A 17,963-nucleotide genomic window follows, 5' to 3' on the forward strand; every position below is an offset into this window, starting at 1 on the left:
GGGTCTAGAGACCCGGCATCGGCGGGGTCGGCGGCACCGCCGGCTCCGCGTAGGACGGCCGGTCCTCCTCGGGCATCAGGAACCACATGATGGGGTACGCCACCAGCGCCACGCCCCACGAGAGAACCGTGGCGACGGCGAAGGCGACCCGGATCAGCACCGGGTCGACCTTGAAGTAGCGGCCGATGCCCGAGCAGACGCCGGCCACGATCCGGTCGTCCAGGGGTCGGCGGAGTTGCTTGTACGGGGTCACGGTCGGTGTCGTCATGTCTCTACGGTGCGCCCTGACGGAGCCCGACAACCTCGGTGAGCCCCCCCATCCGGACCCTGATATCTGCCCCTTACAGCAGGTGACGGGCTGGGTGCGTAACGTACGTCACAGCGGCCTGAGCTGCGATTACGTAGCGCTATCGCCCTGTCAGGAATCCGACAGTCGATCTCAGCAGGTAACACAATCCGGGCACAATTCGGCCCTGTGACCCCCGCACTGGAACCCTTACGCCGCATCGCCGCGTACGCCGTCTGCACCGATGCCGACGGCCGCGTGCTGCTGGTCCGGGCCTCGAGCCGCTCCGGAACCCCCGGAGTGTGGTCGCTGCCCGGCGGCGCTGTCGATCATGGCGAGGACCCGAACCACACCGTCGTCCGCGAGACCGCAGCGGAAACCGGACTGTCCGTCGCCGTCTCCGGGCTGAGCGACGTGCTGGCCGACATGCGGTCGGTGCCGCACCGAGGCGTCACCATCCACACCGACCGGCTGCTCTACCGCGTCTCGGTGCGCGGCGGGACGCTGGTCGACCGGGTCGGCCACCCCACCGACCTGGCCCGCTGGACGTCGCTGGCCGACGCGGCCAAGCTCAAACTGCGCCCGTTCACCGCGGCCGCGCTCGGCCTGGACGCCGGCTCGGCCGACCTGCGGCCGGAGGAGGCGCCCGACTTCCCGTCGTTCTACGCCTACCCCGGGCCGGACGGTCTGCACCGGGCCCAGCGCTTCGCGGCCTACGCGATCGCCACCGACCCGTTCGAGAACATCCTGCTCACCCGCATCGCGCCGGGCTATCCGGGCGAGGGCCGCTGGCATCTGCCGGGCGGCGGCACCGACTACGGCGAACAGCCGGGCACCGCGCTGATCCGCGAGCTCGTCGAGGAGACCGGTCAGCGCGGCCGGATCATCGAACTACTCGGCGTGGCCAGCCACCGTGACGCTGCGTCGCTGGGGCCGGAGGGCTACCCGATCGACTGGCACGGCGTCCGCGCCTTCTACCGGGTGGTCGTCGAGCGGCCCACCGAGGTCCGGGTCGGCGACGTCGGCGGCTCCACCTCGGAGGCCTGCTGGATGGCCCTCAAGGAGGTTCGTGACCTGGCCGAGGAGGCGCTCACCGAGGTGACGGCCGAGGCACTTCACTCGGCGCGCCTACTCTAGGACTGGTGAAGACGAGGCAGGTGGGTGTCTATGGTCTGGCCCGTGACGCGGCCGGCCGGGCGCTGACCACCGCGGCCGGGGTGCTGCCCGGCGGGCTGGTGACGCACGGGGAACACCCCGACGACGCCGTGCTCCGGGCCGTGCGTGAGCAGACCGGTTTGACCGTACGCGTCGACGGCGTGCACGCGGTGACGGCCGACATCTCGGCCGACGGCCTGGTGCACACCGATCGCATCACCTATGACATCACCCCCGTCGACGCCTTCACCGGCGGGTTCGACGGCATCCCGCCCTTCCCGACGGAGACCCCGGCGGACGTGCGGGAAAGACGAGTGCAGCGATTCGGCGCGTACGCCCGGGCGACCGACCCGGACGGCCGTTTCCTGCTCACCCTGATCTCGGCCGGCTACCCCGGCGCCGGCCTCTGGCACCTGCCCGGCGGTGGCACCGACTTCGGCGAGACACCGCAGCAGGGGCTGACCCGGGAACTGGCCGAGGAGACGTCCCAGCGGGGACACATCACCGGTCTGCTCGGCGTCTCGCACCGCTACACCCCGGCCGAGCTCGGTCCGGAGGGCGTGCCGATGGACTGGCAGGTCATCCGGGCGCTGTTCGACGTGGCGGTCGACCGGCCGACCGAACCGGTGGTGACCGACGAGGGCGGATCGACCGCGTCGGCACGCTGGTTCCGGCCCTCGGAACTGGCCGATCTTCCGCTGACCGAGGTTGCCCGCCAGGTCGTGGGGAAACCCTTCGTTGGCGTGATCAGTTAAACTCGTCACAGGGAGAGGGCTGGGCACCACGCGAGAGCCGGACGGCCTCGCCGAGACGATCGGGCTGTGCAATGGTGTAACCCGCCAAATTCAGCACCCCCAATTTCCGTACTGTCAGTCAGGCCCCCCGAACTCCTGGAGGAAACACGTGGCGCGAACCCCCTGGCGCCGGCGACGCACGAGCGACAGTCCGCGTCCCGCCGGTCGCCGATGGGCCGGACGGCTGCGTCGCGGCGGGGTCGCCGCACGACAGGCCCTGCTGGTTCGAGTCGGCCGTCGTGGCCGGGAGACCGGCCGGGCCGCCACCGCCACCCAGGCCGAGGTCATCTACACCGGCTTCGAGCCGGCCGCGCCCGCGCGGCTGGCCCTCCCGCCGGTCGAGGTGGCGCCGGCGCCGGTCGAGGCCGAACACGTCTCGCTGCTGCCGGGCGCACACACCACCCGCCGGCGGGTCTCCTTCGCGCTGGTCAACGCCTGCACCCTGGCCAGCCTCGCCCTCGGCCTGGCCGCCATCATGCTGGCCATGCGCGGCGACGTGCGGCTGGCGGCGGCCTGCCTGGTGGCCTGCGTGGCCTTCGACGGCCTGGACGGCGCGCTGGCCCGCAAGCTGGGCGTGAGCAGCCCGTTCGGCGCCCAGATGGACTCGCTCGCCGACATGTGCTCGTTCGGCCTGGCCGCGCCGGTCGTGGTCTACGCCTCGCTGCAGCACAGCGTGCCCCGCTCGGTGGCCGCGGTGGCCTGCGTGCTGGTGGCCGGCTGCGCGGCGATCCGGCTGGCCCGCTTCAACGTCTCGCCCAAGGACGGCAAGTTCTTCTCCGGCGTGCCGACCACGATGGCCGCCGCCGTGCTGGCCCTCGCGGTGCTGATCGACCTGCCGGTGCCCGGGATGGCGCTGCTCGGCGGGGTCGCCGTGCTGGCCTTCTCGATGGTGTCCTCGTTCCCGTACGCGAAGCTGGCCCGGATCATCAAGATGCCGCCGTGGCTGTGGGTGGTGCCGGTGGTCGGCGCGCTGATCGACCCGCGACTGACCTTCGTCGGCCTGGTCTGCGCCTACCTGATCAGCGGCCCCTTCCTCTGGTTGAGGTTGAAGCAGCGCCGCACCGCGCTCTGACCCGCGCTGACGCAGAAAGAAAGGGCCCGCCGGCAACGGCGGGCCCTTCTCGTGTGCCTACTTCCAGCGGGCGATGACCGAGCTGCCGCCGACCACCTTTTCGTTCACGGTGACCAGCGGGGTGGCGGCGCCGGCGGGCAGGTAGACGTCGGTGCGGGAGCCGAACCGGATCAGGCCCATCCGCTCGCCCTTGGCGACCAGCGTGCCGATCGGGGTCCGCTGCACGATGCGGCGGGCGATCAGACCGGTCCGCTGGGCCACGATCACGGTGCCGTGGTCGGTGTCGAGCACGGTGTAGGCGGCCACGTTGTGTTCGGCGGCGGCGGTCATCGCGTTCGCGTACCCGCCCTCCTCGACGAAGTGGTCGACCACCCGCCCGGCCACCGGCACCCGGTTGACGTGCACGTCCAGCACCGACAGGAAGACCGCGATGCGCAGGTACTCGGCGTCGTTGAAGGTGACGTGCTCGACGGAGAGCACCCGGCCGTCACTGGCCGCGACGACGGCCCGCGGGTCGGCCGGCACCTCGCGTTCCGGATCGCGGAAGAACAGCGCCACCGGGGCCGCGGCCAGCGCCGGGATCAGCCAGAGCCGGGACTTCGGGCGGACCGCGCGGGCGGCCGCGGCCAGGCCCAGCGCGATGCCGGCGGCCACCACGCCGTTGGAGTCGATGTGCATGGTCCGGCTCAGCGGGACGCTGGACGGGCGGAACGCCGGGGCCAGGGTGGCGGCGGTGGCCGTGCTCGCCGGGCTGAAGCGGAGCTTGTGCACGCGTACCGGCGGGTTGTTGCGGACCACCAGGTCGGAGCCGACCCCGAAGAGCGCGCTCTGCCGGAAGAGCTCGGCCGCCGCCCCACCGGTCTGGCCGGGCACGGCCGGGGTCGCGACCGTGACCACCGCGCCGTCGGTCAGGTACTTGGCCAGGCCGTCGAGCGCGGCGCGGGCCTCCTCGGCGGTGCCGGTCATCGGCTCACCGATGATCACCACGTCGGCCGGGTCGGCCTCGGCCAGGTTGTCCAGGATGCGGACCCGGTCGGCGACCCAGCTGCCGAGCCCGGCGATGTGGTCGCGGAGCAGGTCGGCGGTGCTGCGTTCGCCGGCGACCAGGGTCAGGGTGTCGCCGGGCAGCAGCGCCTCGACGGCGGTGGCCACCACGGCCGAGGCGTGGTCGGCGCCGATCACCAGCGCCGATCCGGCGACGTTGCGGCGGGCGAGTTCGGCGGTCAGTGCCCGGGCGGCGCGCTGGCCGATCCCGGCCACCGGCGCCGTGGACACGGCGGGGAACGGCGTCATGACGGTTCGGGCCTCTCACGTGGTCAGGCGGTGACCGCCCTTTCCGGGCGGCCACCGCCGAGCATATTGCCCCGACCTGATCAGTCCTTGTGTGGCTCCGGGCGCGGCTGCCGATCCGGCTCGGGATGCTGGCGGTCGAAGCGCTCGGCCGGGTCGTCCAGAAGCTCGCGGACGATCTCGGCGTGCATCTCCGGCGGCAGGTCGCCGTGCTGCTCCTGGACCGGCGGGCCGACCGTGGCCGGGACCGGCTCCGGGCGGCGGCCGGAGCGGATCGCCCCGAGCAGCCCGATCATGCCGAACAGGATCAGCGCGCCGGCGATCAGCCAGCCCAGCCGCACCGGGGCCAGGTCGACCACCTGCGAGGCCGCCCACCAGGCCGCGATCAGCAGGAAGATGGTGCCGAAGCTGAGCGAGACGTTGTCGGTGCGGTGCGGCTTCATCGGGTCACCTCCACGTTCCCGGTGGTCATCAGGATGTTGAGCTTGAGCGAGCCGCCGCCGGGGCCGTCGGCGCCCTGGTCGGTGAAGGGCTGGGCGCCGGCCTGGGTGGCGTCGTACTCGGTGCCGAACACGGCCACCCGGCCCTCGTTCATGCCGACATCCGCGGTCACGTCCACGTTCTTCGGCACGAGCACCTGGATCTGGCCCACCTTCATCTCGATCGTGGTGTTCTGCTCGGCGCCGGTGAAGTCGACCCGGCGCAGGTCGAGCACGGCGTTGCCGATGGTGAAGTCGTACCGGTCGGCGACCGAGGCCAGGGTGGCCGGGCGGTAGACGTTGCTGCCGACCTGACCGCCGAAGCGCTCCAGGCCGGTCGAGACGCCCAGGCCGAGCGTGGCGATCAGGGCCAGCGCGATCAGCCCACGGGCCCGGCCGAGCCAGGCGCCGACGATCAGGCCGAGCGCGATCGTGGCCAGCGCGGCGGCGAAGAACGCGGACACCGGCACCGAGATCCCGGCCAGGGTCAGCACGGTCAGGAAGCCCATCACCAGGATCAGCGCGAAGAACGTCATGCTGCCGAGCTTCGACTTCTCCTTGGGCGGCTTCGGCGGCCTGGGCTGGGGCGGAGGCGGCGGCGCGGCCTGGGCCGACGGGCCGGCGTACGGACCGTGCGGTGCGAACGGCGGCCGGTAGCCCGAGACCGGCGGACCGAACTGCGGCGGGCGCGGCGCTTCCGGCGCGGGCGGCGGGACCGCGGCGGCCGGCACGTCCAGCGGCTGCGTGGCCGGCTCAGGCGCGGCCGGCGCCTCCGCGGCGGCCGCCGACGGGGCTTCCGCGGGCGGTGCTTCCGTCGAGGGGAAAGGCGGCGTGAAGGGCGGGGTGGACGGCGACGGGGTGAAAGGCGGGGTGGACGGCGACGAGGTGAAAGGGGGCGGCGGGGCCGGCTGCCGCGCGGGACCACCCCGGCGGATCAGCACGGCCGCACCGACCAGTACGGCGATCGCGAGCAGCGCCGCGCGGAACCCGTCGTTCACCACGAACGCGAAGGTCAGCACGGCCGCGCCGCCGAGCAGGACGATCGACAGCGGCTTCATGCTCGACCGGCCGCGGCCGAGCAGCGACTCGACCGGCGAGGCGGTGTCGTTCTCGGCCGGGATGGCCAGCCAGCCGACCAGGTAGATCAGCACCCCGGCGCCACCGAAGAGGCCGAGCACGGTGAGCAGCACCCGCCACAGCACCGGGTCGGTGTTGGTGGCCCGGGCCAGCGCGCCGCAGACCCCGGCCACGTAGCGCGGCCGGAGCGGGCGGATCAGCCGCTCCCGGTCGAAGGTGGTCCGCCCGCCGGCCGGCGACTGGTCGGCCGGCGGCGGCTCGTACGGCGGCGGGAACGGCGGCGGCAGCGAATCGGTGGAGGATGCCGCACCGCGGGACTGGTCGGCATCGCGGGCTGAGGCAGCATCATCGGTCATGCCATCGATACTGCGGCCCGGACCGCCCGGCTCGCCTCCGGCGCCTACCCTGACGAGACCCTGAGATGTCCCGGCCTCAGACCTCGGGGGAGTTACCCGTGGCCTGACCGGCGCGTCCGTGTGACGATCGGAGAGGACTCGGGAGGACGACATCACCACCACGACGGCAGCACCACCAGAGACGCGCCGCCTCTACCGGCAGCGCGACCACCGCATCATCGCGGGGGTCGCCGCCGGGCTGGCGCGTCACCTGGGCATTCCGGTGATCGCGGTGCGGATCGCTCTGGTCGTACTCCTCGGCTTCAATGGCCTTGGTCTGCTGCTTTATGCCGGTTTCTGGGCGGTTGTCCCGCAGCAGGCGCCGGACGGCACCCCGACCCCGCGGCGCAACCTGGCCGCGCTCATCCCGTTCGCGGCCATCGGCGTCGGCGTGGTGCTGCTCCAGGGCCTGCTGTTCGGCGACAACGGGGTGGCGGGCACGGCCGGCTGGCTGATCGCGATCATCGCGCTCGGCGCCGGCGTCATCTGGCACCAGTCCGACCCCACCCGGCGCGGCCTCTACCCGCCGGACACCCCGCAGGCCCCCTGGCTGGCCGCGGTGATCGCGGAGAGTGACCGGCGCTCCTTCATCTTCCGGTTCATCGGCGGCGGCGTGCTGGTCGCCACCGGCATCATCGGCATCGCCGCGGTGTACGCACCGCGCGGCAGCCTCAGCTCGGTGGTCAACGGGGTGATCTTCGCGCTGGTCGGGCTGGCCGGCGTCGCCGTGGTGGTGGCCCCGCTGATCTGGCGCACGTTCAGCCAGCTGAGGTCCGAGCGCGAGGGCCGGATCCGCGAGCAGGAACGCGCCGAGCTGGCCGCGATGATCCACGACCAGGTGCTGCACACGCTGGCCCTGATCCAGCGCAACTCGGCCGACATCAAGGAGGTCCAGCGGCTGGCCCGGGGGCAGGAGCGCAGCCTGCGCAACTGGCTCTACAAGCCGGCCGCGTCGCCGACCGAGCGGTTCTCGGCCGCGCTGGAGGAGGCCGCGGCCGAGGTCGAGGACACCTACGCGATCACGGTGGAGACCGTGGTGGTCGGCGACACCGACTGTGACGAGCGGGTGGCCGCCCTGGTCGCCGCCGCCCGGGAGGCCCTGGTGAACGCGGCCCGGCACGCCGGGGTGCAGACTGTCTCGCTGTACGCCGAGGTGGAGTCCGACGAGCTCAGCGTCTTCGTCCGCGACCGCGGCCAAGGCTTCGACATCGACCAGGTCGAGGAGTCCCGGCACGGGGTCCGCGGCTCCATCATCGGGCGCATGTCGCGCCACGGCGGCAAGGCGCAGATCCGCAGCGCGATCGGCGAGGGCACCGAGGTCCGGTTGACCCTCCCGCCGTCACGCGAGAGCGTGACCGCAGGAAAGGAAACGAACCGATGACCGACGAACGCCGCCTCACCGTCTTCCTGGTCGACGACCACGCCATGTTCCGCGCCGGGGTGCGCGCCGAGCTGGGCGTACACGTCGACGTGGTGGGCGAGGCCAGCTCGGTGAGCGAGGCGATCGCCCGGATCGCCGCCACCACGCCCGACGTGGTGCTGCTGGACGTGCACATGCCGGACGGCGGGGGGCGCGCGGTTCTCGATTCGATGCGGCGTACCCATCCGCAGGTGAAGTTCCTGGCCCTCTCCGTGTCGGACGCCGCCGAGGACGTGATCGGCCTGATCCGGGCCGGCGCGCGGGGCTACGTGACAAAGACCATCTCGCCGGACGAGCTCGCCGCCGCCATCAAACGGGTCGCCGATGGTGACGCAGTGTTCAGCCCGCGGCTGGCCGGGTTCGTGCTGGACGCGTTCGCGGCCCGGCCCGACGTGCCGGTCGCCGACCCCGAGCTCGACCAGCTCACCAACCGTGAACGCGAGGTTCTGCGCCTGCTGGCCAGGGGTTATGCGTACAAGGAGATCGCCAAGGAGCTCTACATCTCGATCAAGACGGTCGAGACCCACGTATCCAACGTGTTGCGCAAGCTCCAGATGAGTAACCGTTATGAGCTCTCCCGCTGGGCCGCGGACCGTCGCCTGGTGTGACGGGTCTGTCCACTGAGGGGTTCGCGCCGAGTATCGGCTTGATAACAGCGGTCTGTGCAAGCGTTTTCCTATGGAAAAGTGGCCCCAACTCACTTACCACCCCTCGTGAGCGCCCCCGAAGGAGGCACTCCCATGCTTGGGAAACGCCCATGGAAGGTGGCGGCCGGCGCGGCCGCCATCGTCATGCTGGCTGCCGGTTGCGGCAGCGGATCGGATGAGGCGGAGGGCTCGGAAAACACCGTTGTCCTGGGCATCTCCGAGCCGAAGCACCTGATCCCGGCCAACACCACCGAGGCGAGCGGCTCGCAGGTGCTGGACTCGCTCTTCTATCCGCTGGTCGACATGAACGAGCAGAAGCAGCCGATCGAGAAGGCGGCCGAATCCATCACCTCGGACGACAACAAGGTGTGGACGGTCAAGCTGAAGGCGGGCTTCACGTTCAGCAACGCCGAGCCGGTCACGTCGGACAGCTACATCAACGCCTGGAACAACGGCGCCTACGGCCCGAACGGGAACGACGGCGCCTACTTCTTCGAGCGCATCGCGGGCTACCCCGACCTGCAGTCCAAGGACCCGGACGGCGAGGAGGGCCCGCAGAAGGCCCCCGAGCCCAAGGCCAAGACGATGTCCGGTCTGAAGAAGGTCGACGACACCACCTTCACCATCACCCTGTCCGCGCCGTTCGCGGGCTGGAAGTCGGTGCTCGCATACACGGTGTTCTACCCGCTGCCCAACGCGGCGTTCTCCTCGCCGGGCGTGCTCAACGAGCAGTTCGAGCAGGCGCCGATCGGCAACGGCCCGTTCAAGGTCGTCGGCAAGTGGGAGCACGACCAGCAGATCACGGTCGAGAAGGTCGCCGGCTTCAAGGGTGACCCGGTCAAGGTCGACGGCATCACGTGGAAGATCTACCAGGACCAGCAGGCGCAGTACGCCGACCTGGTCGCGGGCAACCTCGACGTGCAGACGCTGATCCCGATCGAGAGCCTCGGCTCCGCCGCGGGCGACCTGGGCGACCGGCTCAAGAAGAGCCCGAGCTCCGACTTCGCGTTCGTCGGTTTCCCGACGTACCAGAAGGAGTTCGCGAAGCCCGAGGTGCGCAAGGCCCTCTCCATGGCGATCAACCGCAAGGAGATGACCGACCAGATCTTCCTCGGCTCGCAGACGCCGGCCACGTCCTTCGTGTCCCCGGTCGTCGCCGGCTACCGCGACAACACCTGCGGCGAGTCGTGTGTGTACAACCCGACCAAGGCCAAGGAGCTCTACACGGCCAACGGCGGCCCGGCCGAGATCAAGATCACGTACAACGCGGACGGCGGCCACAAGGCCTGGGTCGACGCGATGTGCAACCAGATCAAGGCGTCGCTCGGTGTGAACTGCACCGGCACGGGTGAGCCCAAGTTCGCCGACCTGCTCACCAAGGTTGACGCGAAGCAGCCCGTGGGCCTGATCCGGATGGGTTGGATCATGGACTACCCGCTGATGGAGAACTACCTCGGCCCGCTGTACAGCACGACCGGTGGATCGAACTACTACGGGTACAGCAACCCGGCGTTCGACAGCCTGGTCAAGGAGGGTTCCGAGGCGGCGACGCCGGAGGCAGCGATCAAGAAGTGGCAGGAGGCCGAGGACATCCTCGCCAAGGACATGCCGGTTCTGCCGCTGCGGTTCGGCCAGAACACGTTCGGTTTCTCCGAGCGGGTCACCAACGTCGAGGTCGACCTGTTCAAGAAGGTCAACATCTTCAAGATCGAGCGCGTCGCATCCTGACGCACGCCGGCTGAGCGATGGCGCCACGTCAACAGGCGTGGCGCCATCGCCATCTTCACCGCGGAAGACAACATGTTCCGATATCTCATCCGGCGCCTGCTCCAGATGGTGCTGACCTTCTTCGGCGCGACCTTCATCGTGTACGCGCTCATGTTCGCCAACCAGACCGACCCGATCCAGGCGCTGGCCGGCGAACGACCCATCACTGAAGCCCAACGGCAGGCGCTGACCGAGCGCTACCACCTCGACGAGCCGTTCATCGGCCAGTACTGGCACTACATGAAGAGCCTGCTGACCGGCGACTTCGGCATCTCCCTGACCAACCGCAAGATCTCCGAGATGATGGCCGACGCCTGGCCGGTCACCATCCGGCTGGCCCTCATCGCGATCGTCATCGTGGCGGTCGTCGCGATCACCGCCGGCGTCATCTCCGGCATCCGGCGCGGCGGGGCCTTCGACAACGTCACGCTGGTGCTCACCCTGATCGTGCTGTCCATGCCGATCGTGGTGCTGGCGCCGCTGGCCCGGCTGATCTTCGGCATCCAGCTCGGCTGGTTCCCGCCCACCGCCACCCGGGACGCCGGCTTCTACGAGTTGCTGCTCCCCGCCCTGGTGCTGGGCAGCCTGGTGGTCGCCACCGAGCTGCGGGTGACCCGGTCGGCGGTGGCCGAGAATCTCCGGTCCGACTACGTGCGTACGGCCCGGGCCAAGGGCCTCACCCGTCGCCGCGTGGTCGGGGTGCACGTGCTCCGCAACTCGCTGATCCCGGTGGTCACGCTGATCGGTGTCGACCTGGGCAACCTGATGTCCGGCGCGATCGTGACCGAGGGCGTGTTCAACATCCCCGGCGTCGGCTTCAACCTCTTCCGAGGCATCCGCACCGAGGACGGTCCGCTCGTGGTCGGCTTCGTGAGCGTGCTCGTGATCGTGTTCCTGATGGTCAACCTGCTGGTCGACCTGCTGTACGCCGCCCTGGACCCGAGGATCCGCTATGAGTGACATCCAGTCCGTGACCGCGGCCGAATCGGTCAGCACCGCGGACAAGTCCCGCAGCCTCGCCGGCGACGCATGGCGCGACCTGCGCCGCAACAAGATCTTCTGGGTCGCGGCGGTGCTCGTCGTGATCTTCGTGGTGATGGCGATCGTGCCCTCGCTGTTCGGCGCCGGCGACCCGCGCGACTGCGCGCTCAGCCGGCAGCACGACGGGCCCAGCGGCAGCGCGTTCTTCGGATACGACTTCCAGGGCTGCGACGTCTACGCCAAGGCCGTCTACGGCGCCCGCAACTCGATCCTGGTCGGGCTGCTGTCCACCCTGGTCGCGGGCACGATCGGCCTGATCATGGGCCTGAGCGCCGGCTACTTCGGCGGCTGGGTCGACGCGGTGCTCTCCCGGGGCATCGACGTCGTGCTCGGCCTGCCGTTCCTGCTCGCGGCGATCGTGCTGGCCCGGCGGCTGTCGGCCGACCCGACCAACAACGGCTTCTGGGCGGTCATCGTCACGCTCGGCTTCCTCGGCTGGACCACCGCGGCGCGCGTGATGCGCTCGTCGGTGATCGCGTCGAAGAACCAGGACTACGTGGCCGCCGCGCGGATGCTCGGCTCCGGGCCGGCGCGGCTGATGATGCGGCACATCCTGCCGAACTCGACGGCCGCGTTCATCGTGGTGCTGACCATCCTGCTGGGCACCAACATCGCCACCGAGGCCACGCTGACCTTCCTCGGCGTCGGGCTCAAGGGCGACGCGATCAGCTGGGGCATCATGATCAACGAGGCCGGTCCCAACGTACGTTCGGCCGCCGAGCCGCTGATCTGGCCGTCGGTGTTCCTGGCCATGACGGTGCTGGCCTTCATCATGCTGGGCGATGCCGTGCGCGACGCCTTCGACCCGAAGCTGCGGTGAGCGACATGACCGATATCAGAGCCGACCTGGATGTGCTGCCCGAGGTGGACCCGCGGGCGCAACTGCTCGAGGTCAACGACCTGCACGTGGAGTTCCGCACCCGGGACGGCATCGCCCACGCCGTGAACGGGGCCAACTTCCGGCTCGAGCCCGGCGAGACCCTGGCCATCCTGGGCGAGTCCGGCTGCGGCAAGTCGGTGACCGCCCAGGCGATCATGGGCATCCTGGACACCCCGCCCGGCTACATCACGAAGGGCGAGGTGAAGTACCGCGGCGTCGACCTGCTCAAGCTCAACGAGGAGGCGCGCCGCAAGGTCCGCGCCAACCGGATCGCGATGATCTTCCAGGACGCGTTGTCCGCGCTGAACCCGGTGTTCACGGTCGGCTTCCAGCTCGGCGAGCTGTTCCGCAAGCACCGCGGGATGAGCCGGGCCGACGCCCGGAAGCGGTCCATCGAGCTGCTCGACCAGGTCCGCATCCCGGCCGCCAAGGACCGGATCGCCGATTATCCACATCAGTTCTCCGGCGGCATGCGGCAGCGCGTCATGATCGCCATGGCGATCGCTCTCGACCCCGAGATCCTGATCGCCGACGAGCCGACCACGGCGCTCGACGTGACCGTGCAGGCCCAGATCATGGGGCTGCTCGCCGACCTGCAGCGCGAGCGTGAGATGGGCCTGATCCTGATCACGCACGACATGGGCGTGGTGGCCGACGTGGCCGACCGCATCTCGGTGATGTACGCCGGCAAGGTGGTCGAAGAGGCGCCGGTCTACGACATCTACGAGCGCCCGGCCCACCCGTACGCCAAGGCCCTGCTCGCCTCGATCCCGCGGCTCGACATGAAGGGTCAGCAGCTCAGCGTGATCCGGGGTCTGCCACCGATGCTGACCAAGATCCCGCCGGGCTGCGCCTTCAACCCGCGGTGCGCGTACGCGCGGGACGAATGCCGGCAGGACCCGCCGCCGCCGGCCTACGACGTAGCGCTCGGCCGCACCGCCCGGTGCCACTTCTGGAGGGAGGTGATCGGCAGTGAGTGAGGTCGTTCTCGAGACGCAGGGCCTGGTCAAGCACTTCCCGATCACGCAGGGCATCGTCCTCAAGACCAAGGTCGGCGCGGTCCGCGCGGTCGACGGCGTGAACCTGCAACTGCGCAAGGGCGAGACGCTGGGCGTGGTCGGCGAGTCCGGCTGCGGCAAGTCCACCCTGGCCAAGCTGCTGGTCGGGCTGGAGAAGCCGACCGCCGGCTCGGTCAACGTGCGCGGCGAGGACATGGTGCGCATGCGCGGCGGGGCGCTGCGGCGGGCGCGGCGGCACATCCAGATGGTGATGCAGGACCCGTACACCAGCCTCAACCCGCGGATGACGGTCGGCGACATCATCGGCGAGCCGTTCGAGATCCACCCCGAGGTGACGCCGCGCAAGGGCCGCGAGAAGGCGGTCCGCGACCTGCTGGACACGGTCGGACTGAACCCCGAACACATCAACCGCTACCCGCACCAGTTCTCCGGCGGCCAGCGGCAGCGCATCGGCATCGCCCGCGCGATGGCGCTCAAGCCCGAGATCATCGTCTGCGACGAGCCGGTCAGCGCGCTCGACGTGTCCATCCAGGCGCAGGTGATCAACCTGCTGGAGGCGCTGCAGGACGAGTTCGGGCTGTCGTACATCTTCATCGCGCACGACCTGTCGGTGGTGCGCCACATCGCCGACCGCGTCGCGGTGATGTATCTCGGCAAGGTGGTCGAGATCGGCAACGACCAGCAGATCTACGAGGAGCCGACGCACCCGTACACCCAGGCCCTGCTCTCCGCCGTGCCGGTGCCCGACCCACGCCTGCGCGGCCGTCGCGACCAGATCGTGCTCGAGGGTGACGTCCCGTCGCCGGCCAACCCGCCGTCCGGCTGCCGCTTCCGCACCCGTTGCTGGAAGGCCGAGGACATCTGCGCCGAGCAGGAGCCGCTCCTCGAGGTGCGCGAGTCGTCGTCGCATCCGAGCGCCTGCCACTTCGCCCGCCCGCGCGACGTGATCCACGCTTCGTAGGAGAAGACCGATGTCGTGGCGGGGTGGGTGGTGCAGACCGCTGCTCCCGCCGAGGGCCCGTCCGGGCGGCCGCACGCTTCGCTTCCGCGGCCGCCCTCCGGGCGACCTGCGTAAGTGGTTGCGCTCTTTTTCCACCGGGCGGTTAGCCTCGGAAGATGGGCAACATGCGCATCGATGCGTTGGACGTCCTGATCGGACGGTGGAGGTTGACCGGCCGGACCGACGGGTCCGAGTTCGACGACATCGTGGGCGAACACACGATCACCACGCTGCTGAGCGGTCGCATGCTGCAACTCGCCGGCGGCCTCCAGGTGGGCGAACACCTGATCGACAGCATCGAGCTGATCTGGGGCGTCCGTGACGGCTTCCGGTCCCACGTCTACGACGGCCACAACCCGCCGCTCGACTACACCTGGACCATCGACGGCAACCAACTCACCCACGCCGGCCTGGGCATGACCTACCGAGGCACGGTAAGCGCCGACGGCAACACCATCATCGGCCGCTGGAACGCCGACCCCGATCGCCCCGACATGGCGCACGCCGCCTACGAGGCGATCATGCGCCGCATCCGCTAGCCGAAGGCCCGCATCACCGGGATGCGGGCCTTCGGTCGGTCTGTTCTATGTGGTCAACACCTTCGCGTCGTCGTGCTCGCGAGCAGCCACCGTGATCTTGCGGGGCTTGGCCTTCTCCGCGATCGGGACCCGCAGCACCAGCACGCCGTTGTCGTAGGTCGCGCTGATGTGCTCGGTGTCCAGCGCCTCGCCGAGGAAGAGTCGGCGGGCGAACACCCCGAGCGGCCGCTCGGACAGTTGGGCCACGGCGTCACCGCCGAGATCAACGGGCCGCCGCTCGGCGCGAACGGTCAGCACCTCACGCTCCACGTCGATGTCGATCGCGTCGCGGTCAACGCCAGGCAGATCGAACGCGATCACCAGCTCATCCCCGTGCCGATAGGCGTCGATCGGCACGGCCGACGGCCGCGACCACGTGCCGGCCTCAGGCGACCCGAACATCTGCTGGGCGATCCGGTGGATCTCGGTAAAGGGCTCGCTGCGCATCAACATGGTTGCCACCTCCCGGGTCTCGACTTGAACAGTTAATGCGCGATAGATTCTTTGTACCTCGTCGTCGCAACGATGACAAGCAAGTAGTCATCAAAACGATGACAAGTTCCTGGAGGCCGTGATGGTGACCAAGCTGGTGGCAGCAGTAGCCCTGATCGAGGAGGTCGCAACCCGAGCCGCCACAGCCCGCGCCGCCTCACCTGACCCGGCCAACTCAAGCCCAGCCGACGTGCGCCAGGCCAACTTAGGCCCGGCCGAGTCGGGTCCGACCGGGGTAAGCCCAAGCCAGGTCGTTCTGGCCGACATCGGGCCGGCGGGGATGAGCTCAGGTGAGGTGGCTGGGGTTGGGCCGGCCGAGGTGTTGGACGCGCTGGTGGTGCTGCGGCGGGCGCAGAATGAGCTGGCCGCGCTGGAGCCGGAGTTGGTCGCGGCCGCGCGCGCCGCCGGGGTGTCCTGGCAGGAGCTGGCCCCGGCTCTCGGGGTGGGCAGCCGGCAGGCGGCGGAGCGGCGCTTCCTGCGTTCACTGCCGGCCGCATCGGAGACCCGGCAGGACGATCGGGTGCGCGCCGAACGCGACCGCCGCGCCGGCCAGCGCGCAGTCGACCGCTGGGCCAACGAGCACACGGTCGACCTACGCCGCCTGGCCGCGCAGGTCACCGCCCTGACCGACCTGGGCGCCGCGGCCGCCCCCCATGTGGACCGCCTGCATGAAGCTCTCGGCGCCACCGATGCCACCGACCTGCCGCACCTGCTCACAGAGGCCGTGCGCCACCTCGACGCCCACCCCGACCTGGCCACCCGAATCGACGAAATGTCCGCCGACACCGACCGAGTTCGCGAGGAAACCCAACGCCACCGTGACAGCCGCTGAATCCGCCTGGCCGACCTCAGCTGCTGAATCCGCCTCGCGGACCTCGGCCGCTGACGCCGCGTCGCCGTCCTCAGCCGCTGACGCCGCGTCGCCGACGTCGGCCGCCGAAGCCGGGTCGCCGAAGCCGGGTGGCCGGACCTCAGCGGCGGGCGCCGAGGTCTGCGGTCACCATCGATTCGAGTTCGTTCCCGCAGCGCAACAGCATGGCCGCGATCTCGTCGAACTGCTCAGCGTCGGCACGCCCACCCCGCCACATGGCTCGCAGCGCACCCTGACTGATCGCAAGCTGAGCGGCGGCCGCCTCAACCAGCCGCGCATACTCCTCGCGCCGATCCGCCGCAGCGAACAGCACCGACCCCCGAGCCGCCCGCAACGGCTCCCCGGCCCGGCCGAACACCGCCTCCACATCGCCCCCGGCCTGGTCAGCCCCGATCCAGGCGAGCACATGCTCCAACTCAACCGCGGCCACCGTCATCCGCCCGATAGCCGCAAGCGTCCCCTCCGACAGCTTCTCCACGCCGAAAACCTACGCCAGAACCACCCGCCCCTCACCAACCACACCCGACTCGCCCTACCGCCGCCCCGGTCAACCGCACCCGCCTCGGCCCACCGCGCCGGCCCGCCGCTGCTGTCCCGGTCGACCGCATCCGCCCCGGGTGACCGCGCCGTCCGTCGGCCGCACCCGTTCCGGCCAACCACACCCGCCTCGGCCCGCCGCTGCTGTCCGGCCGACCGCACCCGCCCTGGCTGACCGCCGTCGGCCGGCTGTTCCCGCCCGGCCGACAGCATCCGTCCGGCCAGCCGCATCCGCCGGCCAACCTCACTCGCAGCCGCAGCCGCAGCCGCAGCCATACCGGCCGAGCGCCGGAGCGCCGACCGGGACGAGGCCCGACGCCTCACCGCCCTGGCCGAGGCGATCGACGGCCTCGCAGGTGGGCCCGCTCGGCCGACCGCGGCCCTGGCCGACCGCAGCCAACCTCAGCCGTCACGAGCCCGGCCACTGCTCCACAGCCCCGTGCTCTGAGCACACAAACGCATCACTGCGATCTTGCCGGTATCCGAGTCATGCCCATATGTGCTCAGAGCAAAGGGCGCGAAGATGCGTGTCGGCCCTACGCGCTCAGGGCAAGCGAGCGGTGGGGGTTGGGCGCGGAGCGCCCGGAGGGTGACCACTTACGCAGAATGAAGGTCGCGCGGCTCTGGTTTGGACGCGCCAGCGGCCAGGAGCCGGGCGACCGGCCTCGGCGGGAGCTGCGGTCTGAAACACCCACCCAGCTACGACCTCAAGCTCTTGATCTTGTTCTGGGTGGGGAGGAAGACGGGGGCCGCGGTGTGCCACCCGCCCGGCCGCGATGTGCAGGCATTGAGCCGGGTGGGGAGGGCGCCTAGAGGGGGCCGCGGCCGGCGCGGAGGATCATGAGGGCCACCTGGGTGCCGTCGGCGCCCAGGGCGTTGCGGAAGCGTTCGACGATTTCGCGCTCGCGGCTCAGGACCAGGCGGGTGCCGCCGCTGGCCATGCGGGTCTTGCCGACCTGCTGGGAGAGGCGGGCGCGTTCCAGCCACAGGTCGATGATGGCCTGGTCGATCTCGTCGATGCGCTCGCGGGCGGCGCGGATCTCGTCGGCGGCCATGGGCTCGTCGGTGCCGGTCGGCTGGGCGATCAGTTCGGCGTTCAACTGGGGCTCCTCGGGTGCGGAGGCTGTGGGCGCCGGGACAGACTCAAGCCCCGGGCCGTCGAG

Annotated in this window: 19 protein-coding genes; 12 read left to right on the plus strand and 7 right to left on the minus strand. The window is 70.6% G+C overall.

All coding sequences use genetic code 11. The annotated features are described in order from the left end of the window. Positions 1–4 precede the first annotated feature (4 nt). Positions 5–268 (minus strand): PspC domain-containing protein, encoded by a 264-nt coding sequence (locus tag AB0O15_RS15230; protein ID WP_364318607.1) that lies wholly within the window; start codon positions 266–268, stop codon positions 5–7. 207 nt (positions 269–475) lie between these two features. Here AB0O15_RS15230 and AB0O15_RS15235 point away from each other — a divergent pair, with 207 nt between their 5' ends. The 3 genes from AB0O15_RS15235 to AB0O15_RS15245 all read left to right on the plus strand — a co-directional run bounded on the left by AB0O15_RS15235 (position 476) and on the right by AB0O15_RS15245 (position 3,307). Beyond that, positions 476–1,423, plus strand: a complete 948-nt coding sequence (locus AB0O15_RS15235) for an NUDIX domain-containing protein (protein WP_364318608.1) — start codon at positions 476–478, stop codon at positions 1,421–1,423. A gap of 5 nt (positions 1,424–1,428) precedes the next feature. Continuing rightward, positions 1,429–2,196, plus strand: coding sequence for an NUDIX domain-containing protein (locus AB0O15_RS15240; RefSeq protein ID WP_364318610.1), 768 nt, complete (start codon positions 1,429–1,431; stop codon positions 2,194–2,196). Between the two features lie 223 nt (positions 2,197–2,419). Next, on the plus strand, positions 2,420–3,307 hold the full coding sequence (locus tag AB0O15_RS15245) for a CDP-alcohol phosphatidyltransferase family protein (protein WP_364319037.1): 888 nt from the start codon (positions 2,420–2,422) through the stop codon (positions 3,305–3,307). Between the two features lie 57 nt (positions 3,308–3,364). Here AB0O15_RS15245 and AB0O15_RS15250 read toward each other — a convergent pair whose 3' ends face one another. The 3 genes from AB0O15_RS15250 to AB0O15_RS15260 all read right to left on the minus strand — a co-directional run bounded on the left by AB0O15_RS15250 (position 3,365) and on the right by AB0O15_RS15260 (position 6,509). Continuing rightward, the gene (locus AB0O15_RS15250; protein ID WP_364318612.1) at positions 3,365–4,600 is read right to left on the minus strand and encodes a phosphatidylserine decarboxylase; all 1,236 of its coding nucleotides are present in this window, start codon (positions 4,598–4,600) and stop codon (positions 3,365–3,367) included. Between the two features lie 80 nt (positions 4,601–4,680). Beyond that, positions 4,681–5,040 carry a hypothetical protein gene (locus tag AB0O15_RS15255; RefSeq protein ID WP_364318614.1) on the minus strand — a complete coding sequence of 120 codons (360 nt, stop codon included), beginning with the start codon at positions 5,038–5,040 and terminating at the stop codon, positions 4,681–4,683. After that, the gene (locus AB0O15_RS15260) at positions 5,037–6,509 is read right to left on the minus strand and encodes a PspC domain-containing protein (RefSeq protein ID WP_364318616.1); all 1,473 of its coding nucleotides are present in this window, start codon (positions 6,507–6,509) and stop codon (positions 5,037–5,039) included. The genes AB0O15_RS15255 and AB0O15_RS15260 overlap by 4 nt, the downstream gene beginning before the upstream one ends. A gap of 151 nt (positions 6,510–6,660) precedes the next feature. On the opposite strand from AB0O15_RS15260, the gene AB0O15_RS15265 reads away from it, so the two are divergent. From AB0O15_RS15265 to AB0O15_RS15300, 8 genes are all read left to right on the plus strand, one after another. Continuing rightward, the gene (locus tag AB0O15_RS15265) at positions 6,661–7,929 is read left to right on the plus strand and encodes a PspC domain-containing protein (RefSeq protein ID WP_364319039.1); all 1,269 of its coding nucleotides are present in this window, start codon (positions 6,661–6,663) and stop codon (positions 7,927–7,929) included. Beyond that, on the plus strand, positions 7,926–8,576 hold the full coding sequence (locus AB0O15_RS15270) for a response regulator transcription factor (RefSeq protein ID WP_364318618.1): 651 nt from the start codon (positions 7,926–7,928) through the stop codon (positions 8,574–8,576). The genes AB0O15_RS15265 and AB0O15_RS15270 overlap by 4 nt, the downstream gene beginning before the upstream one ends. Before the next feature lie 183 nt (positions 8,577–8,759). Further along, the gene (locus tag AB0O15_RS15275; protein ID WP_364319040.1) at positions 8,760–10,343 is read left to right on the plus strand and encodes an ABC transporter substrate-binding protein; all 1,584 of its coding nucleotides are present in this window, start codon (positions 8,760–8,762) and stop codon (positions 10,341–10,343) included. 72 nt (positions 10,344–10,415) lie between these two features. After that, positions 10,416–11,342, plus strand: a complete 927-nt coding sequence (locus tag AB0O15_RS15280) for an ABC transporter permease (protein WP_364318619.1) — start codon at positions 10,416–10,418, stop codon at positions 11,340–11,342. Further along, positions 11,335–12,243: an ABC transporter permease gene (locus AB0O15_RS15285; protein WP_364318620.1), complete on the plus strand. Its 909-nt coding sequence runs from the start codon at positions 11,335–11,337 to the stop codon at positions 12,241–12,243. Before AB0O15_RS15280 ends, AB0O15_RS15285 begins: the two co-directional genes overlap by 8 nt. Positions 12,244–12,248: 5 nt before the next feature. Next, a complete protein-coding gene (locus tag AB0O15_RS15290) occupies positions 12,249–13,283 on the plus strand; it encodes an ABC transporter ATP-binding protein (protein ID WP_364318621.1) in 1,035 nt (344 codons plus the stop codon). Next, positions 13,276–14,283 (plus strand): dipeptide ABC transporter ATP-binding protein, encoded by a 1,008-nt coding sequence (locus tag AB0O15_RS15295; RefSeq protein WP_364318623.1) that lies wholly within the window; start codon positions 13,276–13,278, stop codon positions 14,281–14,283. Before AB0O15_RS15290 ends, AB0O15_RS15295 begins: the two co-directional genes overlap by 8 nt. Before the next feature lie 164 nt (positions 14,284–14,447). Then, complete coding sequence (locus AB0O15_RS15300; RefSeq protein WP_364318625.1) at positions 14,448–14,861, plus strand: hypothetical protein; 414 nt, start codon at positions 14,448–14,450, stop codon at positions 14,859–14,861. 45 nt (positions 14,862–14,906) lie between these two features. On the opposite strand, the gene AB0O15_RS15305 is transcribed toward AB0O15_RS15300, so the two are convergent. Beyond that, positions 14,907–15,353, minus strand: a complete 447-nt coding sequence (locus AB0O15_RS15305) for an Hsp20/alpha crystallin family protein (protein WP_364318627.1) — start codon at positions 15,351–15,353, stop codon at positions 14,907–14,909. Positions 15,354–15,474: 121 nt separating this feature from the next. On the opposite strand from AB0O15_RS15305, the gene AB0O15_RS15310 reads away from it, so the two are divergent. After that, positions 15,475–16,224, plus strand: a complete 750-nt coding sequence (locus tag AB0O15_RS15310; RefSeq protein WP_364318629.1) for a hypothetical protein — start codon at positions 15,475–15,477, stop codon at positions 16,222–16,224. Between the two features lie 139 nt (positions 16,225–16,363). Here the strand turns inward: AB0O15_RS15310 and AB0O15_RS15315 are convergent, their stop codons facing one another. Further along, positions 16,364–16,741 carry a hypothetical protein gene (locus AB0O15_RS15315; protein ID WP_364318631.1) on the minus strand — a complete coding sequence of 126 codons (378 nt, stop codon included), beginning with the start codon at positions 16,739–16,741 and terminating at the stop codon, positions 16,364–16,366. An 868-nt stretch (positions 16,742–17,609) separates the two neighbouring features. Next, positions 17,610–17,900, minus strand: coding sequence for a chorismate mutase (locus tag AB0O15_RS15320; protein WP_364318633.1), 291 nt, complete (start codon positions 17,898–17,900; stop codon positions 17,610–17,612). Positions 17,901–17,963: the final 63 nt, after the last annotated feature.

The sequence above is a fragment of the Actinoplanes sp. NPDC089786 genome, assembly GCF_040684855.1.
Classification (GTDB): domain Bacteria; phylum Actinomycetota; class Actinomycetes; order Mycobacteriales; family Micromonosporaceae; genus Actinoplanes.